Origin of the sequence: Latilactobacillus sp., from assembly GCF_033176295.1 — a bacterium.
Taxonomy (GTDB): Bacteria; Bacillota; Bacilli; order Lactobacillales; family Lactobacillaceae; genus Latilactobacillus; species Latilactobacillus sakei.
In genome coordinates, this window is record NZ_JAMQEX010000003.1 from 35613 (window position 1) to 55198 (window position 19586).

Consider the following 19586-nt stretch of genomic DNA (forward strand, 5'->3'; position numbering starts at 1 on the left):
TAAGATGGCAGGCAAGCAGTATACAGAGGAATACCGGATTCCGTATTTTGAAACGGATATTAAAGGCGAATTGACTTTGGCATCATTGGTCAACGTTTTAATTTTGGCCTCAGAACACCAACTCAATGACCTCAACGTCGGCGAAGAAACCATGCATAGTTTAAACCTTGGTTGGGTTGTCACGCAATATCAAATGACGATTAACCGGATGCCCAAAGTGGATGAAAAGGTGCGGATTGTGACGGAAGCAGAGAGTTATAATCGCTATTTCTGTTATCGGAATTTTTGGTTGTATGATGAAGCGGGCAACGAGTGCGTCTTTGTCCAGAGTATTTTTGTGATGATGTCTTATGAAACGCGCAGTATGGTGCCCGTTGTCCCCGAAATCATGGCACCGTTTGAATCAATGGCAATCAAAGGTAGCAAACGATTCCCACGTATTAAGAAGATAGACTCAGAAAAGGCATCGCAAAAAGAATACCGCGTGCGTTATTTTGATATTGATGGCAATCAACACGTCAATAACGTCCATTATTTTGAATGGATGTTAGACGCCTTGGATTATGATTTCTTGATGGATCATCGGGTGACAAGTGTTAATATCCGTTATGGTCATGAAATTCAATACGGCCAAATGACACAAAGCCAGGTCGAACAAGTGATGGTGGATGACATAATGACGACACGCCACAAGGTAGCCGTGGATGACCTCAGCGCAGCAGAAGCCGAAATAGCATGGACTAAAAGATAAGCGTATTGCTAAAAGTACGTTTCAGATACAAAAAAAGGGAGCTGGGACAAAAGTAATTTTGTCCCAGCCCCCTTTTTTGTTATCCAAATATTGATGGTCTAAACGTGTTCTATAAGTCATATCCTTCCGGTTAACCCTGAATCTCAAGCGATTGCTTGCAGCAATCATTCGCCATTCTGTGTTAATCCTCGGGATATACCCGACTTATGATACACACTCTTTTTTAAACGTGTTCTATAAGTCATATCCTTCCGGTTAACCTTGAATGTCAAACGATTGCTTACAGCAATCATTCGCCATTCTGTGTTAATCCTCGGGATATCCCGACTTATGGCACACTCCTTTTTTAGTTAGTTTTCTTATGAAACGGCATTGCTGACGAAGTTCACGAGGTCAGCGCCTGTTTTACCAGCACTTAAGCCAACTTGAAGTTTCAAGCGGGCTTTGGGACCGTTTAAGCCCTGGCAGAAAGTAATGCCCATTTTTTTCAATTTAACGCCACCACCATCGTAGTCGTAGACGTCTTCGGCAATACCGTTGAAACAGCGTGATACGAGCACAACGGGAATATTGCGGTCCAGTAAGGCTTGGATGGCAGGTAGTGTTGCGGGTGGTAAATTCCCAGCACCAAGAGCTTCGATCACAAGGCCTTTAGTAGTTGGCTGATTGATGGCTTCAAAAAGCGTCCCGTCCATGCCGGCATAAGCTTTTAATAAGAAGACCGGTTCAACCAATTCTTGGATATCGCAGATTTCAGAACGAATTAATTCTTGGAAGAAATTAGCATCGTGCTTGCTGACCAAACCAATTGGGCCAAAAGTTGGTGTTCTAAAAGTAGCGACATTTGTCGTGTGCGTTTTTGTCACATAACGAGCGGTGTGGATTTCATCGTTCATGACGACTAAAACACCCTTATCGTGGGCATCGTCAGAAGCGGCGGTCCAAACGGCACTAATTAAGTTATGAAGACCATCTGAGCCGATTTCATTAGAAGAACGCATCGCACCGGTGATAACAATTGGCACGTTGTTAGGCAAGGTCAGGTCTAAGAAGTAGGCAGTTTCTTCAAGTGTATCGGTCCCGTGAGTGATGACGACCCCATCGATACCAGTTGCTTCAGCTGCTTGAATGCGATTCTTGAGTGCTAACATCACGGTTGGTGTAATGTGTGGTGAGGGCAGATTCGCAAATTCTTCACTAATAATTGTGAGTTGGTTATCGAATAATTTTTCAAAACCGGCCATTGGATTTTGACCAGTTGGTGCGACTGCACCGTCTTGATCAGCGGACATGGCGATTGTACCGCCAGTGTGCAAGACGAGGATTTTTTTCATAGTTGTCAGTCCCTTTCATAATCAAGCTTAATTAGTTCCAGTATAGCAAATTTTAACCACATTGAGATGATATATTTTGAAGTGGACAAACTGAATAGTTGTATCCTCAGGGAATCGGTGGTACATTTAGTAAGTTCTAAAAAGATTCGGAGTAGGGATTAAAGCGTTAAGTGCTGGTGGAACGGAATGTGAACACCAGACGAAGAGCAGTAATGCTCGCGGTTTTAGTCCCGCATTCGCCGCAGTGTTATTTGTGGCAACTCCAAAAGGGAGATGCTTTTTTTATGGTTAATCAAGATCGGTTATTTGGTGTGAAGCTAGACACCAGACGCGTTGTATTACTAGCTGTTCTAATCGCTTTACAATTAGTGATTGCGCGCTTTGCGATTTCGCTAACGATTTACAGAATTAGTTTTGGTTTTATCGTCACCGCTTTAATGGGCTGGTGGTTTGGGCCAGTTTGGGCGGGCTTAGCGGCCGTCCTTGGCGATCTCATCAATAGTTTGATGATTGGTGTCCCGGGCGGCTATTTCCCCGGTTTCACGTTATCAGCCTTCTTAGGCGCATTCATTTACGGCTGTTTCTTCTACCGGCAAAAGATTACGTGGTTACGCGTGATTTTAGCGGTATTAACGGTGGTTGTCGTCGTTAATCTTGGCCTAAATTCATGGTGGGTATCGATTTTAAGTCAGACCCCAATCAGTGTCCACTTTGCTACAAGAGCAGTGGGCGAGGCCGCCACAATGGTCATTCATCCGATTGTGATTTACCTCGTGATGCATTTTGAACCAATTGTTCGTTTGAAAGACAGAATTCAATAATTTTAAAAACAACGACCACTTTGATAAAGTTATTCTTTATCAAGGTGGTTTTTTAGTGCAGCTAAAAGTGACGCGTGTCGATTTAATCGCTAATTTATGCTAGAATAACAAGGATTATAAGCAGAAGAAGGATGACATTAATGAAGCTATTGGCAATGGATACCTCGAATCAAGCGGTGAGTGTGGCGCTACTTGAAGACCAACAAATATTAGGCGAAATGACCGTCAATATTCGGCAAACCCACAGTCAAACATTGTTACCAATGATTGATCAACTTTTAAAACAAACTAAGACATCGATTGAAGCAATCGACCGGTTTGTAGTCGCACAAGGGCCCGGTTCATATACTGGCTTGCGGATTGCGGTCACAACGGCCAAGTCTTTTGCCTGGACAATGGCCAAGGAATTAGTCGGGATTTCCAGTTTGGCGCTCTTAGCGGGGAACGTTCAAGAAACAACCGCTTTGATTGTGCCGCTATTTGATGCGCGCCGGGACAACGTTTTTGCCGGTGTTTATCAATGGCAAGACCAGCACTTACAAAACGTGGTTGCTGATCAATATTTGGCACTAACCGACTTATTAGCACAAGTGGCGTTATTAAATGAACCTGTCTATTTTGTTGGCGGTGACGTACAACAGTTTAACGCACAGATTAAAGCCACTTTGGGTAGTCAGGCCCATTTTGTCGATGCCAACCATAACTTGCCACACGCAGCTGTTCTAGGTCAATTGGGGGCTAATGCTGAACCAGTTGCTGACATCCATGGCTTTGGGCCACATTATCTCAGAAAGACAGAAGCAGAGGTCAACTGGGGTAAGACACATGACGATCAAGGATCGGCAGCTTATGTGGAACAAGTTTAGGGAATACCTACGCCCACGTGTTTGGTTAAAAAAAGAGCTCCCCTACGTTACGCGGCAAGTCATGATTGATGATCAGCCGTTTTACTTGGCGCGTGCTAGCCAGAGCGATATTCCAGCGTTGATTGATATTGAACGCTCGGTCTATGGCGGTAAAACACCCTGGGATCGGTGGGCCTTTGCTAGTGAACTCAGCAAGCGCCGGACATCGATTTATTTAGTATTGTGCCAAGGCTCAGAAGTGGTCGCGTTTGTTGGCGCCTGGTTTTCGACTAATGAGGCCCACATCACGAATATTGCGGTCCGTCCCAGCTTTCAAAAAAGGGGGATTGGCCACTTTTTAGTCCACGAAGTGGTTGCACTTGCGCGGGATTATCCAAGCCAAAAAATTACCCTTGAGGTCCGCACTGGTAACACCGGCGCCCAATCTGTTTATCGACGAATGGGGTTTAAGGTTGTTAAAACCAGACGTAATTATTATGTTCAGGAAAAAGAAGATGCATTCAGTATGTGCCGCATACTGAGTCAATAGGAGTAACAAAATGACGGAGAAAAAAGAATTAATTTTAGCCTTTGAATCAAGTTGTGATGAAACGAGTGTGGCGGTCATTGAAAATGGCCAACGCATCTTAAGTAATGTCATCGCAACGCAGATTAAGAGTCACCAACGTTTTGGCGGGGTAGTCCCAGAAGTCGCTAGTCGCCATCATGTTGAACAAATCACACTTTGTACACAAGAAGCACTGGAACAAGCTGGTGTGACTTATGATGATTTAACAGCGGTCGCCGTCACTTACGGTCCTGGACTAGTCGGTGCTTTGTTGATTGGGGTCACAGCGGCCAAAGCAATCGCCTACGCACATCATTTGCCACTTGTACCGGTTAATCATATGGCCGGGCACATTTATGCGGCCCGCTTTGTTAAACCGTTAGAATACCCTTTGTTAGCCCTATTGGTTTCAGGTGGTCACACAGAATTAGTTTATATGCCCGCTGCGGGTCAATTCGAAATCATCGGTGATACACGGGATGATGCGGCTGGCGAAGCCTACGATAAGATTGGGCGGGTATTGGGTGTGCCATATCCAGCTGGTAAGGAAATTGACCGCCTCGCACATTTAGGCCAAGATACGTTTAATTTTCCACGCGCAATGTTGAAAGAAGATAACTTGGATTTCAGTTTCAGTGGTCTCAAGAGTGCTTTTATCAATACGGTCCACCATGCTGATCAAATTGGTGAAACATTGGATCAAGCGGACTTAGCGGCGAGCTTCCAAACAAGTGTTGTTGAAGTATTAGTCACTAAAACCCTTCGTGCAGCACAATCACTAAAGGTTAAACAATTGGTTGTTGCCGGCGGGGTTGCGGCCAACCAAGGCTTGCGAGAAGGCTTAGCGGCTGGGATTGAATCAGCAGGATTAGATCTTGATTTAATCATGCCACCACTACGCTTATGTGGCGATAACGGCGCGATGATTGGCGCTGCTGCCCACATTGCACTTGCGCAAAATACGCTGGCCGATTTAGATTTAAACGCCGTCCCTAGTTTGGACTTTCCATATCAAAACGAACTTTAAAAGTAAAAAAGAGAGTGTGCTATAAGTCGGGTATGTCCTGAGGATTAACACAGAATGGCGAATGATTGCTGCAAGCAATCATTTGAGATTCAGAGTTAACCGGAGGGATATGACTTATAGAACACGTTTAAAAAAGAGAGTGTGCCATAAGTTGGGTATGTTCTGAGGATTAACACAGAATGGCGAATGATTGCTGTAAGCAATCGTTTGAGATTCAGGGTTAACCGGAAGGATATGACTTATAGAACACGTTTAGACCATCAATATTTGGATAACAAAAAAGGGGGCTGGGACAAAATTTACTTTTGTCTCAGCCCCCCTTTTGTCAGGCTTCACTTTGATGTAGTCGCGCACCTTGGCTTTGGTGCTGCTCACGGCGTGCTTGATGATGTTGACGGTATTTTTCTAAGCCTAAGACGATGCCAGTAGCAATAATACCAACCCAAAAGAGATTAGGCGGTAAGAATAAAATAACCATAATCAATCCAGCTACCAGTGGGGCTTCAAGAATGGCACTGCCCATACTGATGGCAATTAACCCAATGACAAAGAGGGAATCAACTTGCGGAAATAACTGGCTGATTGCCATCCCTTGAGCGGTTGAAGCAAACAATACCGGGAAGATATCCCCACCAAGCCAACCGGTGTTCAAACAGATTGTTAATAAAATTAGTTTTAATAGGGAGCGGCTCATTAAAAAAAGCATTGATTGATCTTGCCAAATCGTGGTGAATAAATGAAAGTTATGTTGACCGGAAAAGAGAATGTGTGGAAAAAAGAGGCTGGCTAAGAAAATCGCCAGACCACCGATTAAGACGCGGACCTGATCGTTGGTGAGGCGGGCTTGCATAATTTTGCGTAAGCCCACCATGCCGGCCAACCAAAGTTTTCCGAGTAAATAACCTCCGAGCACTAATGGTAAAAACCAATAGAGATCGCGCCCTTGCCAGTGTGATTGGCCAAGCCGAATAATTAATGACGGTTGACCAGTTAAGATGAAGACACCGCTAAGCCATGCGGTCCCGTTTAAAAAATAAGTGACAATGAGGGCTTTCTTTTGATAGGTTGCTACTTTGGTAAGTGAGGTGGTTGGTTGTTGATAATGCAATAGATAGCGGTGCGGTGTCGCGAGTACTTTTAATCTCGTGCCTATTGATTGTACACATAAGTCATCAAAATGCGCGGCGACGTAGCGTTGCTTATCAGCAAGCCAAATACTATAGAGGAAGGTTGAGCTAACCAACGTTGCTTCAGGGCCCAGACTTGTTCCACTGACTAAAATAACAGCTGGAATCAGCATTTGTAAGAGGACATAGCGATAATTAGCAGTGCCCGCTTGTTTGAGATCAGCCTTAATGACCCCCAAATTTTGTGGGAGGGGCCCAAAATAGTGTCGTGAAATAATAATGACTAGGCCCACCACCACCAGCATAATGGCGTCTAAGAGGCCACCAAAGGTTGCTTTTTGCCAGAAAATTTCAATTAGGGTACTTTGCAAGCTGTAAAAAAGGCCGAGCAAGATACCGACGATGGCGCTCAGAATAAGGCCGTAACTGAATAGATAAAGTGATTTAAATTTAAACATGATACCTCCGAAAAAAAGTGTCTAAAAGCCATTTAACCATAGTTGACAGGAAAAGTCAGGTTAAAAAAATCAATATAAAATAACACTAGTTATTAGTTAATTTATTAACAAATAGTCAGTAAAGGGGAATCAGCAATTATTTAAATTAAAAAATAACATTAATTGACAATTATTTAGAAAGCGCTTATACTGAATTTACAGCAGTGATGAAAACGCTTCATTTCACTTTCTGTACAATTTTTTCATTTCAATCTAAAAAAATTAAGGGGTAATTACTATGGCAGAAAAAACAATCATGTTATGTTGTGCGGCAGGTATGTCAACCAGCTTGCTCGTTTCAAAAATGCAAAAGGCAGCAGAAGCACAAGGTGTCGATGCAGAAATCTTCGCAACTGGCGCATCAGATGCAGATAACCAATTAGAAAACAAAAAAATTGATTGCGTCTTATTAGGCCCTCAAGTACGCTTTATGGAAGGTCAATTTAAAGAAAAATTGGCACCTAAAGGCATTGGTGTTGAAGTGATCGATATGAAAGCCTACGGGATGATGGATGGCGAAACCGTCTTGAAACAAGCGTTAGCACTAATCGGTTAATGATTTAAAACAAAGCCCACCTAAGTAATTAGGCGGGCTTTTTGATTAGGGTTAGACAAGTCTGTATAATCGGAGAAAAGAGTAGAGGAGGAGAAGCTAATGAGTCTTTTAGGCACAATTATTTGGTGGATTTTCGGTGGCTTAGTGAGTGCAGTTGGTTGGTTTTTAGCCGGCTTAGTGTGGTGTGTCACAATCGTGGGGATTCCAGTTGGCTTACAATGTTTCAAAATTGGTGGTCTGACGTTAATGCCATTTAATGCACGAGTTGTTTCGAGCGGTGGTGCGGGCTCCTTTTTATTAAATATTGTCTGGTTTATCTTTGGAGGCTTCATTTTATGGGCTAACCATATTTTCTGGGGCTTGTTATTAACAATTACAATTGTCGGCATCCCATTTGCCCATCAACATTTTAAATTAGCAAGCTTATCATTGAGCCCATTTGGCAAACAAATTGTTGGCTAGAAAAAGCGCGTATCGTAGGATACGCGCTTTTTCTGGTTTTTAATTAGTCAATTCTTCGAGTGCCATCGCTTGTTCTTCCCAATCAGCTTCTGTTTGGGCAAGGTCTGCTTGCACTTTTTCTAAATCTTGTTGTAATTCCTGCAAGACCAATGGTTTAGTGATGATATCGGCTTGCGTCATTTTTTCTTGAATGGCAGTTGCTTGTTCTTCGAGTGTTGCCATTTGTTCTTCTAAAGCAGCGACTTCCCGTTCTAACTTCCGTTGTGCCCGTTGTGTTTCCTTGCTGGCTTTATAATTATCTTGAGCAGTAACAGGTTGATCACTGACTTCAACTGGCACTTCAGCGGCTTGTGCGAAGGCTTCTTCCTCAGCTTTTTTAGCGAGATAGTAGTCGTAATCGCCTAAGTAGCGCTTGCTGCCAGTGGTGGTTGACAGTTCAATGATGCCGGTTGCCACTTGGTTGATAAAATACCGGTCATGGGAGATGAAGAGGACGGTACCATCGAATTCGCGTAAGGCTTGTTCTAAAACTTCCTTACTATCGATGTCTAAATGGTTAGTCGGTTCATCCATGATCAAGAAATTATCATGGTTCATGGCTAATTTAGTCAGTAGTAGTCGTGCTTTTTCGCCACCACTTAATTGTGAGACGACTTTCAAAACATCGTCGCCGGTGAATAAGAAGCTACCCAAAAGCGTGCGGATTTCTTTTTCAGGGGTGGTGCGATGTTCATCCCATAATTCATTAAGAACAGTTTTGTTAGCGTGGAGGTTGCGTTGTTCTTGGTCATAATAACCGATAGAAACATTGCTACCAACACGTTCGTGACCTTTTAAGAATGGAATTTGATGAAGGATACTCTTTAAAAGTGTTGATTTACCAATCCCATTAGGTCCGATAATCGCTAAGCGTTCTTGCTTGTTGACTTCAAAGTTAATGGGTTCGACCATTACTTTGTCGGCTGAGTAACCAACAGCTGCGTCAACGACTTGCAAGACTTTGTTACCACTTGGTTGATCGATATCAAAATGGAAGTGGATTTTAGAGGCGTCGTTGGTTGGGCGTTCTAACTTATCCATCTTTTCAAGTTGACGACGGCGGCTTTGGGCTTGCTTAGTCGTGCTAGCTCGAACTAAGTTTTTGTCGACGAATGTTTGGAGTTTCTCGATTTCGGATTGTTGTTTCTCATAAGCCTTCCATTCGAGTGATAGGTTGGCTGATTTTTGCGTCAAGAAGTGACTGTAATTGCCGGTGTAGTGCGTTAATGTGTGGCGACTCATATCGTAAACTTCTTTAGTAATCTTGTCTAAGAAGTAGCGGTCATGAGAAACGGTTAAAAGTGCGCCGGGATAGGTTTGAAGATAATTTTCAAGCCATGTTAAGGTTTGAATGTCCAAATGGTTAGTTGGTTCATCCAAGATTAAGACGTCTTTTTTCTCAAGTAATAGCTTAGCAAGTGCTAAGCGGGACCGTTCGCCACCAGATAGCGTGCTGATTGGTTTGGTGAAAGTTTCTTCTGGGAATTGGAAACCGTGCAATACACCACGAATTTCGGCTTCGTAACCATACCCGTTTGCTTCAGAAAAGTCGTGTTGAATCTGATCGTATTGTTTTAAGAGGGCTTGGTAGTCCTCATCTGAACGATTAGCATCTGGATCGGCAATTGCTTGTTCCAACGTATGCATCTGAGCTTCCATTTGGCGAAGGCCTTCGAAAATCGTTAGCATTTCGTCATAGATGTTCCGTTCAGAACTAAGACCGCTATCTTGGGCTAAGTAGCCAACTTGGACATTTTTACCCAGAATAATTTGACCATCATCGGGCGTCGTAATGCCAGCAATCATCTTCAAAAGTGTTGATTTACCAGCACCGTTAGGGCCAACTAAGGCGACGCGGGCGTGATCTTGCACTTCCAATTGTGCATTTTTAAATAAGTAGTCACCGCCAAAGTGACGGGCGACTTGTTGAACCTGTAATAATATCACAATGTAAAATCCTTTCGATGTCGTGTTTTTAAGGTACCATTTTAAGGAATCGTTAAAGTCCGTTTCAACTATCATAACAGATTTAGGGCAAAGACAGTCAAAATAGTAAATTAATTGCTTTTCACAAGAAAATTCAGTATCATTTCAATATAGTGTAGGGATATTTTCACAAGTAAAAGAATGAACGGAGGTTCCAAATGGCTGAAAATAAAATTCCAAGAGCCACAGCGAAGCGTTTACCTTTATATTATCGTTATCTAAACTTTTTAAACAATTCGGGTAAGACCAAGATTTCGTCAACTGAACTATCTGAAGCTGTTAAAGTCGATAGTGCGACAATTCGCCGTGATTTTTCATATTTCGGTGCGCTCGGTAAACGGGGTTATGGCTATGATGTTGAGTCTCTCTTGAGTTTCTTCAAGAAGACGTTGAATCAAGATCGCTTAACGAATGTTGCTTTGATCGGTATCGGTAATTTAGGACATGCTTTGTTAAATTACAACTTTAGACAAACGAATAATATTCGGATTAGCGCTGCTTTTGATGTTAAACCTGAATTAATTGGCACAATCCAAACAGGTGTGCCGGTTTACTCAATGGACGAAATGGTTGAACAATTGAAGTTACAACAAATTGAAATCGTCATCTTGACGGTTCCAATCGAAGTTGCTCAAAAAGTAACGGATCAACTAGTTGATGCAGGGATTAAGGGCATCATGAACTTTACCCCAATTCGAATTTCTGTACCGAATACCATTCGGATTCAAAATGTTGATTTAGCGAAAGAGTTACAAACGTTAATTTATTTCCTTGATAATTATAATACAGAAGAAGCGTCAAAATAAATAGAGCCTCATTAACCAGCAGTAATGTCGGTTGATGGGCTCTATTTTTTTAATGACTGAGATAAAAGAGCGTTACGACGAGATTCATTCCCGCATGACTGATAATCGTTGTATAAATGGAACCCGTTTTGCGATACAGCCAACAAAGGAAAAGGCCGATTGCCGCGTAGATAATTAGATGACTGTCTTGATGAATCACGGCAAATAATAAACTAGAGATGAGTGCGGCTAATACCGAATTTAAGCGGCCACTAAGACCGCCAAAAATCGCCTTTCGAAAAACGAGTTCTTCCATTGTTGGCGCAGCAATCGTTAGAATAATGATCAACCACGGTTGGGCTTTGAGGGCCGTCATGAGAGTGAGCGTATTGAGTGATTGCGTACTATTTTTAAAGAGTAGATGATCAATTGAACCAGCGATAATTTGGACGATTAACGCGAGTAAAATACCACTAATGCCCCAGATGATGACTTTCTTAAGCGGCAAGGGGTGTTTCTCAAGACTACTTTTTGGGCCTCGATAATTAAAATAGAGTAATAAAAGTGCGCCGAGGCTATCCGTGATTGTGGTGAATAAATAGAATTGATCTGACAACCCGAAAAAGCGAACGAGGGCACTAGGGATTAATAAAATGATGAGATAGCTGATAATCAGCCTAAAATTTTGTTGGCTTTGAGTCATGATTACGCTCCTGAAAGTTGATGTGACCATAGCGTAGCGCATTGGCGATTAAAATGCAAAAGGGGGTAGCAAAATACTTGCAATGTTCTGAAAAAATGCTATGATAAAAAATGTGATTAGCACTTGAGTGTTTAGAGTGCTAAAAAAGAAAAAGTGATGGAGGGATTTTAAGTGTTAAAACCATTAGAAGATCGCGTAGTGATCGCCGTTAAAGACGAAGCAGAACAAACAGTAGGTGGCATTGTCATTGCAAGTAACGCCAAACAAAAACCACAAACTGGTAAAGTCGTTGCCGTTGGTGCCGGCGCAATGACCAGTGACGGTCAGCGAATCCCACTTGATGTCAAAGAAAATGATGAAGTCATTTACGATAAATATGCTGGTTCAGAAGTTGAATACGAAGGCCAACAATATTTGGTATTACACGCAAAAGACATTATCGCCATTATTGAATAATAAACTGAAACGTTTAAAAACAAACTAAAAAATTTTTTTGAGGTGAAATAACTATGGCAAAAGAACTTAAATTTTCAGAAGACGCACGTTCAAAAATGTTAGCAGGTGTTGATCAATTAGCTAACACTGTTAAGACAACATTAGGACCAAAAGGCCGCAACGTTGTTTTGGAAAAAGCTTACGGTTCACCAGAAATCACTAACGATGGTGTGACAATCGCTAAAGCAATCGAATTAGAAGATCATTTTGAAAATATGGGTGCCAAATTAGTTTCTGAAGTTGCTTCAAAAACGAACGACATCGCCGGTGACGGTACAACAACCGCTACTGTTTTAGCCCAAGCCATTATTCGCGAAGGGATGAAGAATGTGACAGCCGGTGCTAACCCAGTTGGTATCCGTCGTGGGATTGAATTAGCGACTAAAGAAGCTGTTAAGAAGTTACACGAAATTTCACACAAAGTTGAAAGTAAAGATGCGATTGCCCAAGTTGCTGCTGTTTCATCAGCTAACGAAGAAACGGGTCGTTTAATTGCTGATGCTATGGAAAAAGTGGGTAACGACGGTGTCATCACAGTTGAAGAATCAAAAGGGATTGATACTGAATTAAGCGTTGTTGAAGGGATGCAATTTGATCGTGGTTACTTGTCACAATACATGGTGACTGACAACGACAAGATGGAAGCTGACTTAGACAACCCATACATTTTGATTACAGATAAGAAGATTTCAAATATTCAAGATGTTTTACCACTTCTACAATCAATCGTGCAAGAAGGTAAAGCTTTATTAATCATCGCTGATGATGTTGATGGCGAAGCATTACCAACACTTGTCTTGAACAAGATTCGTGGGACATTCAACGTGGTTGCTGTTAAGGCCCCTGGTTTTGGTGATCGTCGTAAGGAACAATTAGAAGACATCGCGACATTAACAGGTGCCACAGTGATTACAAGTGACCTTGGTCTAGAATTGAAAGAAACAACAATCGATCAATTAGGGACAGCTGGTAAGGTAACTGTTACAAAAGACGATACAACAATCGTTGAAGGTGCTGGTAGCAAATCAGCTATCGCAGAACGTGTTGAAAACATCAAGAAACAAATTGCTGAAACAACATCAGACTTTGATCGTGAAAAATTACAAGAACGCTTAGCTAAATTAGCTGGTGGTGTTGCAGTGATCAAGGTTGGTGCTGCCACAGAAACAGAATTGAAAGAACAAAAATATCGGATTGAAGATGCCTTAAATGCAACGCGTGCAGCTGTTGAAGAAGGCTACGTTGCCGGTGGTGGGACAGCATTAATCGATGTCATCGAAAGTGTTGCCGCTCTTGAAGAAGAAGGCGACGTTCAAACAGGGATTAACATTGTGCTTCGTGCATTAGAAGAACCTGTTCGTCAAATCGCAACAAACGCTGGTCTTGAAGGCTCAGTCATTGTTGAAAAAGTAAAATCACAACCTGTTGAAGTTGGCTACAATGCAGCAAACGGCAACTGGGAAAATATGATTGAAGCGGGTATCTTAGATCCAACTAAGGTAACACGCTCAGCATTACAAAACGCAGCTAGTGTTGCTGCTCTAATGTTAACAACTGAAGCAGTGGTTGCTGACAAACCAGAAGACAACCCAGCACCAGCAGCAGGCATGGACCCATCAGCAATGGGCGGCATGATGTAATTAAAATGAGTGTGTTCAAACCGGGATGTTCTGAGGATTAGCCTAACAAGGCGGATGATTGCGCAGCAATCGTTTGATTTGTGTAGCTAACCGCAGGAACATGGTTTGAAAAACACGTTAAAGCAGTACGTTCAACCAAGGCCATCCCCAGCATTTTACTGGGGATGGCCTTTTTTACTGTTGTTTTCAAAATTAACGCTGGTTATTATCATTTTTTAGCTTATAATGAATGCAAGGCGCCCGTCGAAATAGATTTTATTTAGCTAATCGACGCTATAACTAACGGTCAATGATGGTTAGAATAGATAGGTACCTAAGTTAAATTCTTGTAGTATTTTAGTGTCAGATATAGTAGAATACCTTTTGTTCGAAAAAACAGCAATTATTTTTAAGTAGGATATTATATTCAAAAGTCACCGTGTGAAATGGTAACAGGCGATTATCACATGAGGGCTTTTTATGTATAGAAATACGATTAATTAAAGGAGTTATATTGCAATGCAACAACTAAAACGGATTTTCATCGGGAAACCATTAAAGTCTTCCGATGAAGGTAACCAGAAATTAGGGCGCTTCAAGGCCCTGGCAATGTTGTCTTCTGATGCTTTGTCATCAGTTGCATACGGGACCGAAGAAATCGTTGTTGTTTTAACAACGCTTTCTGCAGCAGCAATTTGGTATTCAATTCCAATTGCAGCGTTCGTATTGGTGTTATTGATTTCTTTAACCCTTTCTTATCGGCAAGTTATCCACGCCTATCCAGGTGGTGGTGGCGCCTATGTCGTTTCAAGTGAAAACTTGGGTAAGAATGCGGGTTTAGTCGCAGGTGGTTCACTGCTTGTGGATTACATGTTAACAGTTGCGGTTAGTATTTCGGCTGGTGCTGAGGCGATTACCTCGGCAATTCCGGCAATGTACGGGCACCAGGTAGGGATTTCCTTTGTCATCGTGATTATTTTAATGGCGATGAACCTCCGTGGGATGCGCGAATCAGCGTCGTTCTTAATGGTGCCAGTTTACTTATTCGTCTTGATGATGACCTTGATGATTATCGTCGGATGTTACAAAATTTTCACAGGTGCGATTCCATTCCACGCAACAGCAACAGTTGGGGCCGTTGTACCAGGGATTTCAATGGCATTGATCTTTAGAGCTTTCTCATCTGGTTCATCTTCATTAACCGGGGTTGAAGCAATCAGTAATGCGGTACCGTTCTTCAAGAAACCACGGGCCACAAATGCTGCTGAAACATTGGCAATCATGGCCGCTATCTTAGGGTTCTTCTTTGCCGGCATCACATTCTTGAACTACTGGTACGGCATTGTGCCAATGGAAAAAGTAACGGTCTTATCACAAGTTGCACAACATACTTTTGGTAAAGGGTTCTTCTTCTATATCGTTCAATTCGCAACGGCCTTCATTTTAGCCGTTGCCGCTAATACTGGTTTCTCAGCATTCCCAGTGTTGGCTTATAACTTAGCAAAAGATAAATATATGCCACATATGTATATGGATCGTGGCGATCGTTTGGGTTACTCAAACGGGATTATCACATTGGCAATCGGTTCAATGGCGTTGATCTTCATCTTTAACGGTGACACATCACGTTTGATTCCGTTATACGCCGTTGGGGTGTTCATTCCATTTACGCTTTCTCAATCAGGGATGTTGCGTAAGTGGTGGGTTGAACGGCCTAAGAATTGGTTTGGCAAATCAATCGCTAACTTTGTTGGTGCCTTGATTTCATTTGCCATTTTAATCATCTTATTCGTTTATCGTTTACCTGATATCTGGCCATTCTTCATCATCATGCCAATTATGATCTGGATTTTCTATAAGATTCATGATCACTATAAGAAGGTTGCACGTCAATTACGAGTAAGTGCCAACGAAGCTGTCTTACATGATTATGATGGTTCAACCGTCATCGTCTTGGTCAGCAACGTGACTCAAGTTACCCGCGGGGCGCTTGATTATGCACAATCAATCGGTGATTACGTCATTGCGATGCACGTGTCGACAGATGAAAATCCGGAAAAAGAACGTGAAATTCAAGCTGAATTTAAGGCTGATTTCCCGAACGTCCGCTTTGTCGATGTGCATTCATCATACCGTTCAATTCAAAAACCAATTGTTCGTTTTGTGGATATTGTTAGCAAGAATGCCCAAAAACGAAACTTCACGACAACGGTCTTGGTACCACAATTTGTGCCAAGAAAACCATGGCAAAACATTTTGCATAACCAATCAAGTTTACGCTTAAGAACAGCTTTTGCCAGCCGTGAAAACATCATTATCTCAACATACAGTTACCACTTGAAACACTAGAAGTGCTTTTGGTTGTGGTTAGCAACTGAGCATTAACAAAAAAACTTGCCCTAGACTGTTTTAGTTTAGTGCAAGTTTTTTTGTTTCATTAAGCACCGGCCAGAACTTTTTATTCATGGTAAAAATTGCTACAATAGAAGCTATTAAAGTTAGTACACAACATTAAGGGGCGCGACATGCGAATATTATTTATTGGTGACACAGTTGGCACAATGGGACAAAAAATGGTGAACGAGTATTTACCACTTTTGAAACAACAATATAAACCACAGGTTACCATTATCAATGGTGAAAACATCGCTGATGGCAAGGGAATGACACAAAAGGATTACAAGAACTTATTGCAAGCCGGTGCGGATGCCATTACGATGGGCAATCATACTTGGAATAAACGGGATATTTTGGACTTCATTGATGATGCCAAAAAGTTAGTGCGACCCGCTAATTTTCCTAAGGGAACGCCAGGTCAAGGTATGACGATGATTAACGTCAATCAGGCTAAATTAGCCGTTATTAACTTACAAGGTCGTGCATTGATGGGCGAATTGTTAGAAGACCCATTTGCAATGTTAGATGACATGGTGGCCCAAGTCAGCAAGGAAACCAATTGTATTTTTGTCGATTTTCATGCCGAAACAACGAGTGAAAAATTGGCCTTAGCTTGGTATTTAGATGGTCGGATTTCAGCGTTAGTTGGAACGCATACGCATGTGCAAACAAATGATGCACGTGTTTTACCAGACGGAACGGCAGTGTTGACAGATGCCGGGATGACAGGTCCTTATAACGGGATTCTTGGTGTGAAACGCGAAAAAATCATTTCACGGTTTATGACGCAACGCCCAGAACGATTTGAACTAGTGACAGAAGGTCCTGGCCAATTGAATGGCTGTTTAATTGAAATTGGTGATCAAACAGGTCATGCCAAATCAATCAAACCCATCCATATTTCACCAGATCATCCATTCGGATCACGCTTTTAAGAGATAGAAAGGGGCTTGAAAATGCCGCAAAAAACAAAAGAAACGCCAATGATGGCCCAATATCAAAAGGTTAAGGATCAATATCCAGACGCCTTTTTATTTTATAGATTGGGTGATTTTTACGAATTATTCAATGACGATGCTGTTAAAGCATCACAACTTTTAGAATTAACGCTGACAGCGCGTAATAAGAATGCAGCAGACCCCATTCCGATGTGTGGTGTGCCCCATCATGCAGCGCAAAACTACATTGATATTTTAGTGGATCAAGGTTACAAGGTCGCCATTTGTGAACAGATGGAAGATCCTAAAACGGCTAAGGGCATGGTCAAACGCGAAGTCGTTCAATTAGTAACACCTGGGACTGTGATGGACGAAAAAGCCGGTCACGCTAAACAAAATAATTATTTAACGGCAGTCGTTGCACAGGGCGATCAATTTGGCTTCGCCTATACAGATTTATCCACAGGTGAAATGAAGGTTAGCCAAATCAGTAGTTTAGATGTGTTATTAAACGAAATGTTGAGTTTACAAACCAAAGAAGTGGTTGTGAATCATGATGTCCCAAGCGAAGTCGTTCAAGCCTTTGTCCAACAACAAATCTTGGTTTCTTATCAAGATGAGGGGGCCGATACGGCAGAGGTCAGTTTTGTTTCTCAAAACATCTCACAACCACTAGCGTTAGCCGTCATTAAACAATTAGTTGTTTATTTAGCAACGACGCAAAAGCGGCACTTGGGTCATTTACAACGCGCCCAAGCCTATGAACCTTCTCAATACTTGAAGTTGGATCATTCGGCTAAGATGAACCTCGAATTGACGGCTTCATTACGAACTGGTCATAAGAGCGGGACGTTATTGTGGCTACTGGATGAAACAAAGACTGCGATGGGTGGTCGCTTATTAAAACAATGGTTGGAACGACCATTGTTGGATTTAAACCAGATTAAGAACCGGCAAAACCAAGTCGCTAGTTTCTTACAGCATTACTTTGAACGGACGAACCTTCAAGAAGCCCTAACTAAAGTTTATGATTTGGAACGTCTAGCAGGCCGCGTTGCTTTTGGGAGCGTTAATGGGCGCGATTTGATTCAATTAAAAACATCCTTAGAACAGATTCCAAAGATTAAAGATGTTTTGACGGGCATTAACGAAACGCAGGCTTTTGATCAAGCGTTAACGCGTTTGGATCCAGTTGATGATGTGCGGACGTTAATTGAAACAGCGATTAACCCGGATTCACCGATTTCAGTGACTGATGGTGGGATTATTCAAGATGGTTACGACGAACAACTTGATCAATACCGCAATGCGATGTCTAACGGCAAGCAGTGGTTGGCGCAATTAGAGGCGCAAGAACGAGAAGCTACGGGCATTCATAATTTGAAAATCGGCTTTAACCGCGTCTTTGGGTATTATATCGAAGTCACGCGGGCTAACTTGAGTTCATTACCGGAAGGGCGGTATGAACGCAAACAAACGTTAACCAACGCCGAACGATTCATCACACCGGAATTAAAAGAAAAAGAACAACTGATTTTAGAGGCGGAAGAACGCTCAACCGCTCTAGAATACGAATTGTTTACCCAAGTTCGGGAACAAGTGAAGTTACAAATTGAACGGCTCCAAACATTGGCTAAAGGCGTAGCGGCCCTAGATGTCTTGCAAAGTTTTGCGGTCGTCAGCGAAAGCTACCACTATGTCCAACCAACATTAAGAACTGATAGTCGCGAAATTGATTTAGTCGATGGCCGTCATCCGGTGGTTGAAAAGGTATTGGGACGCCAAAAATATATCCCCAATGCTGTTCAAATGGGCAAAGAAACGGATATGTTATTAATTACCGGACCTAATATGTCTGGTAAAAGTACCTACATGCGGCAATTGGCCTTAACGGTCATCATGGCGCAAATGGGTTGTTTTGTACCTGCCAAGTCAGCGAACTTGCCTGTATTTGACCAAATCTTTACCCGCATTGGTGCGGCAGATGATTTGATTTCAGGACAAAGTACGTTTATGGTAGAAATGATGGAAGCCAACCGTGCGATTATGAGTGCGACCGCCAATAGTTTAATTCTCTTCGATGAAATTGGTCGGGGAACGGCCACTTATGATGGGATGGCCTTGGCGCAAGCGATTATCGAATATATCCATGATCACGTCCACGCCAAGACGCTCTTTTCAACGCATTATCATGAACTGACGGCTTTAGCCGATATGTTGACCGCCCTTCGTAACGTGCATGTTGGTGCAGTTGAGGAAAACGGCGAGTTGGTCTTCTTACACAAGATGTTGGCCGGACCTGCGGATAAGTCTTACGGGATTCATGTCGCTAAACTAGCGGGCATGCCAGAAACCTTATTACAACGGGCCGATGTTATTTTAGGTCAATTAGAAGATAAACCAAAAGCACCGGTGCAACCAGCAACAGTCGTACCAGCACAACCGGCTGCAGCGGCTGTCGAAGAACAGATGGCGCTTTTTGAACCAGAAGTGGCGGCCCCGGTCGATAAGAAAACAGATAAAGTGGTAGCGGCAATTAAGAATTTTGATTTGATGAGCGCCACACCACTAGAAGCCCTCAATCAATTATATGAGTGGCAAAAGCAATTAAATAAACATTAATAGTGAACTGAGAG

General features: G+C 42.4%; 18 protein-coding genes and 1 riboswitch. Of the genes, 13 read left to right on the forward strand and 5 right to left on the reverse strand.

The features are described 5' to 3' along the window. Window positions 1-4 precede the first annotated feature (4 nt). Entirely contained in the window at window positions 5-751 is a 747-nt protein-coding gene (locus NDN60_RS02735; RefSeq protein ID WP_016264623.1) for an acyl-[acyl-carrier-protein] thioesterase, read from the forward strand. A gap of 359 nt (window positions 752-1110) precedes the next feature. Here the strand turns inward: NDN60_RS02735 and NDN60_RS02740 are convergent, their stop codons facing one another. Further along, window positions 1111-2085 (reverse strand): asparaginase, encoded by a 975-nt coding sequence (locus NDN60_RS02740; RefSeq protein ID WP_056947777.1) that lies wholly within the window; start codon window positions 2083-2085, stop codon window positions 1111-1113. Window positions 2086-2230: 145 nt separating this feature from the next. Then, window positions 2231-2329: riboswitch (THF riboswitch) on the forward strand. A gap of 40 nt (window positions 2330-2369) precedes the next feature. Between NDN60_RS02740 and NDN60_RS02745 the strand changes: the two genes are divergently transcribed. The 4 genes from NDN60_RS02745 to tsaD all read left to right on the forward strand — a co-directional run bounded on the left by NDN60_RS02745 (window position 2370) and on the right by tsaD (window position 5346). Next, a complete protein-coding gene (locus tag NDN60_RS02745; RefSeq protein WP_011374057.1) occupies window positions 2370-2906 on the forward strand; it encodes a folate family ECF transporter S component in 537 nt (178 codons plus the stop codon). 140 nt (window positions 2907-3046) lie between these two features. Then, window positions 3047-3772 carry a tRNA (adenosine(37)-N6)-threonylcarbamoyltransferase complex dimerization subunit type 1 TsaB gene (gene tsaB / locus NDN60_RS02750; protein WP_056947779.1) on the forward strand — a complete coding sequence of 242 codons (726 nt, stop codon included), beginning with the start codon at window positions 3047-3049 and terminating at the stop codon, window positions 3770-3772. Window positions 3773-3833: 61 nt separating this feature from the next. After that, window positions 3834-4301, forward strand: coding sequence for a ribosomal protein S18-alanine N-acetyltransferase (rimI, locus tag NDN60_RS02755; RefSeq protein ID WP_052039295.1), 468 nt, complete (start codon window positions 3834-3836; stop codon window positions 4299-4301). Between the two features lie 10 nt (window positions 4302-4311). Next, window positions 4312-5346, forward strand: a complete 1035-nt coding sequence (tsaD, locus tag NDN60_RS02760) for a tRNA (adenosine(37)-N6)-threonylcarbamoyltransferase complex transferase subunit TsaD (RefSeq protein ID WP_056947781.1) — start codon at window positions 4312-4314, stop codon at window positions 5344-5346. A gap of 325 nt (window positions 5347-5671) precedes the next feature. Here the strand turns inward: tsaD and NDN60_RS02765 are convergent, their stop codons facing one another. After that, the gene (locus NDN60_RS02765; RefSeq protein WP_056947783.1) at window positions 5672-6931 is read right to left on the reverse strand and encodes a chloride channel protein; all 1260 of its coding nucleotides are present in this window, start codon (window positions 6929-6931) and stop codon (window positions 5672-5674) included. 277 nt (window positions 6932-7208) lie between these two features. Here NDN60_RS02765 and NDN60_RS02770 point away from each other — a divergent pair, with 277 nt between their 5' ends. Then, complete coding sequence (locus NDN60_RS02770; RefSeq protein WP_025016444.1) at window positions 7209-7526, forward strand: PTS sugar transporter subunit IIB; 318 nt, start codon at window positions 7209-7211, stop codon at window positions 7524-7526. A gap of 99 nt (window positions 7527-7625) precedes the next feature. Continuing rightward, window positions 7626-7988, forward strand: coding sequence for a YccF domain-containing protein (locus NDN60_RS02775; protein ID WP_011374063.1), 363 nt, complete (start codon window positions 7626-7628; stop codon window positions 7986-7988). 39 nt (window positions 7989-8027) lie between these two features. Here the strand turns inward: NDN60_RS02775 and NDN60_RS02780 are convergent, their stop codons facing one another. Continuing rightward, window positions 8028-9974, reverse strand: a complete 1947-nt coding sequence (locus NDN60_RS02780; RefSeq protein ID WP_056947785.1) for an ABC-F family ATP-binding cassette domain-containing protein — start codon at window positions 9972-9974, stop codon at window positions 8028-8030. Window positions 9975-10171: 197 nt separating this feature from the next. Here NDN60_RS02780 and NDN60_RS02785 point away from each other — a divergent pair, with 197 nt between their 5' ends. After that, window positions 10172-10819 carry a redox-sensing transcriptional repressor Rex gene (locus NDN60_RS02785; RefSeq protein WP_011374065.1) on the forward strand — a complete coding sequence of 216 codons (648 nt, stop codon included), beginning with the start codon at window positions 10172-10174 and terminating at the stop codon, window positions 10817-10819. A gap of 49 nt (window positions 10820-10868) precedes the next feature. Here the strand turns inward: NDN60_RS02785 and NDN60_RS02790 are convergent, their stop codons facing one another. Next, window positions 10869-11501, reverse strand: a complete 633-nt coding sequence (locus NDN60_RS02790) for a CPBP family intramembrane glutamic endopeptidase (protein ID WP_056947787.1) — start codon at window positions 11499-11501, stop codon at window positions 10869-10871. Window positions 11502-11672: 171 nt separating this feature from the next. Between NDN60_RS02790 and groES the strand changes: the two genes are divergently transcribed. Both groES and groL read left to right on the forward strand, forming a co-directional pair. Further along, a complete protein-coding gene (gene groES, locus NDN60_RS02795; protein ID WP_011374067.1) occupies window positions 11673-11957 on the forward strand; it encodes a co-chaperone GroES in 285 nt (94 codons plus the stop codon). A 53-nt stretch (window positions 11958-12010) separates the two neighbouring features. Next, window positions 12011-13636: a chaperonin GroEL gene (groL, locus tag NDN60_RS02800; protein ID WP_035146245.1), complete on the forward strand. Its 1626-nt coding sequence runs from the start codon at window positions 12011-12013 to the stop codon at window positions 13634-13636. A gap of 37 nt (window positions 13637-13673) precedes the next feature. Here groL and NDN60_RS02805 read toward each other — a convergent pair whose 3' ends face one another. Then, the gene (locus tag NDN60_RS02805) at window positions 13674-13826 is read right to left on the reverse strand and encodes a hypothetical protein (protein WP_155516314.1); all 153 of its coding nucleotides are present in this window, start codon (window positions 13824-13826) and stop codon (window positions 13674-13676) included. A gap of 308 nt (window positions 13827-14134) precedes the next feature. Between NDN60_RS02805 and NDN60_RS02810 the strand changes: the two genes are divergently transcribed. The 3 genes from NDN60_RS02810 (at window position 14135) to mutS (ending at window position 19572) form a co-directional block, all read left to right on the forward strand. Further along, a complete protein-coding gene (locus NDN60_RS02810) occupies window positions 14135-15964 on the forward strand; it encodes an APC family permease (protein WP_016264636.1) in 1830 nt (609 codons plus the stop codon). A gap of 176 nt (window positions 15965-16140) precedes the next feature. After that, entirely contained in the window at window positions 16141-16947 is an 807-nt protein-coding gene (locus NDN60_RS02815) for a TIGR00282 family metallophosphoesterase (RefSeq protein ID WP_011374070.1), read from the forward strand. Between the two features lie 21 nt (window positions 16948-16968). Further along, window positions 16969-19572: a DNA mismatch repair protein MutS gene (mutS, locus tag NDN60_RS02820; RefSeq protein WP_056947789.1), complete on the forward strand. Its 2604-nt coding sequence runs from the start codon at window positions 16969-16971 to the stop codon at window positions 19570-19572. Window positions 19573-19586: the final 14 nt, after the last annotated feature.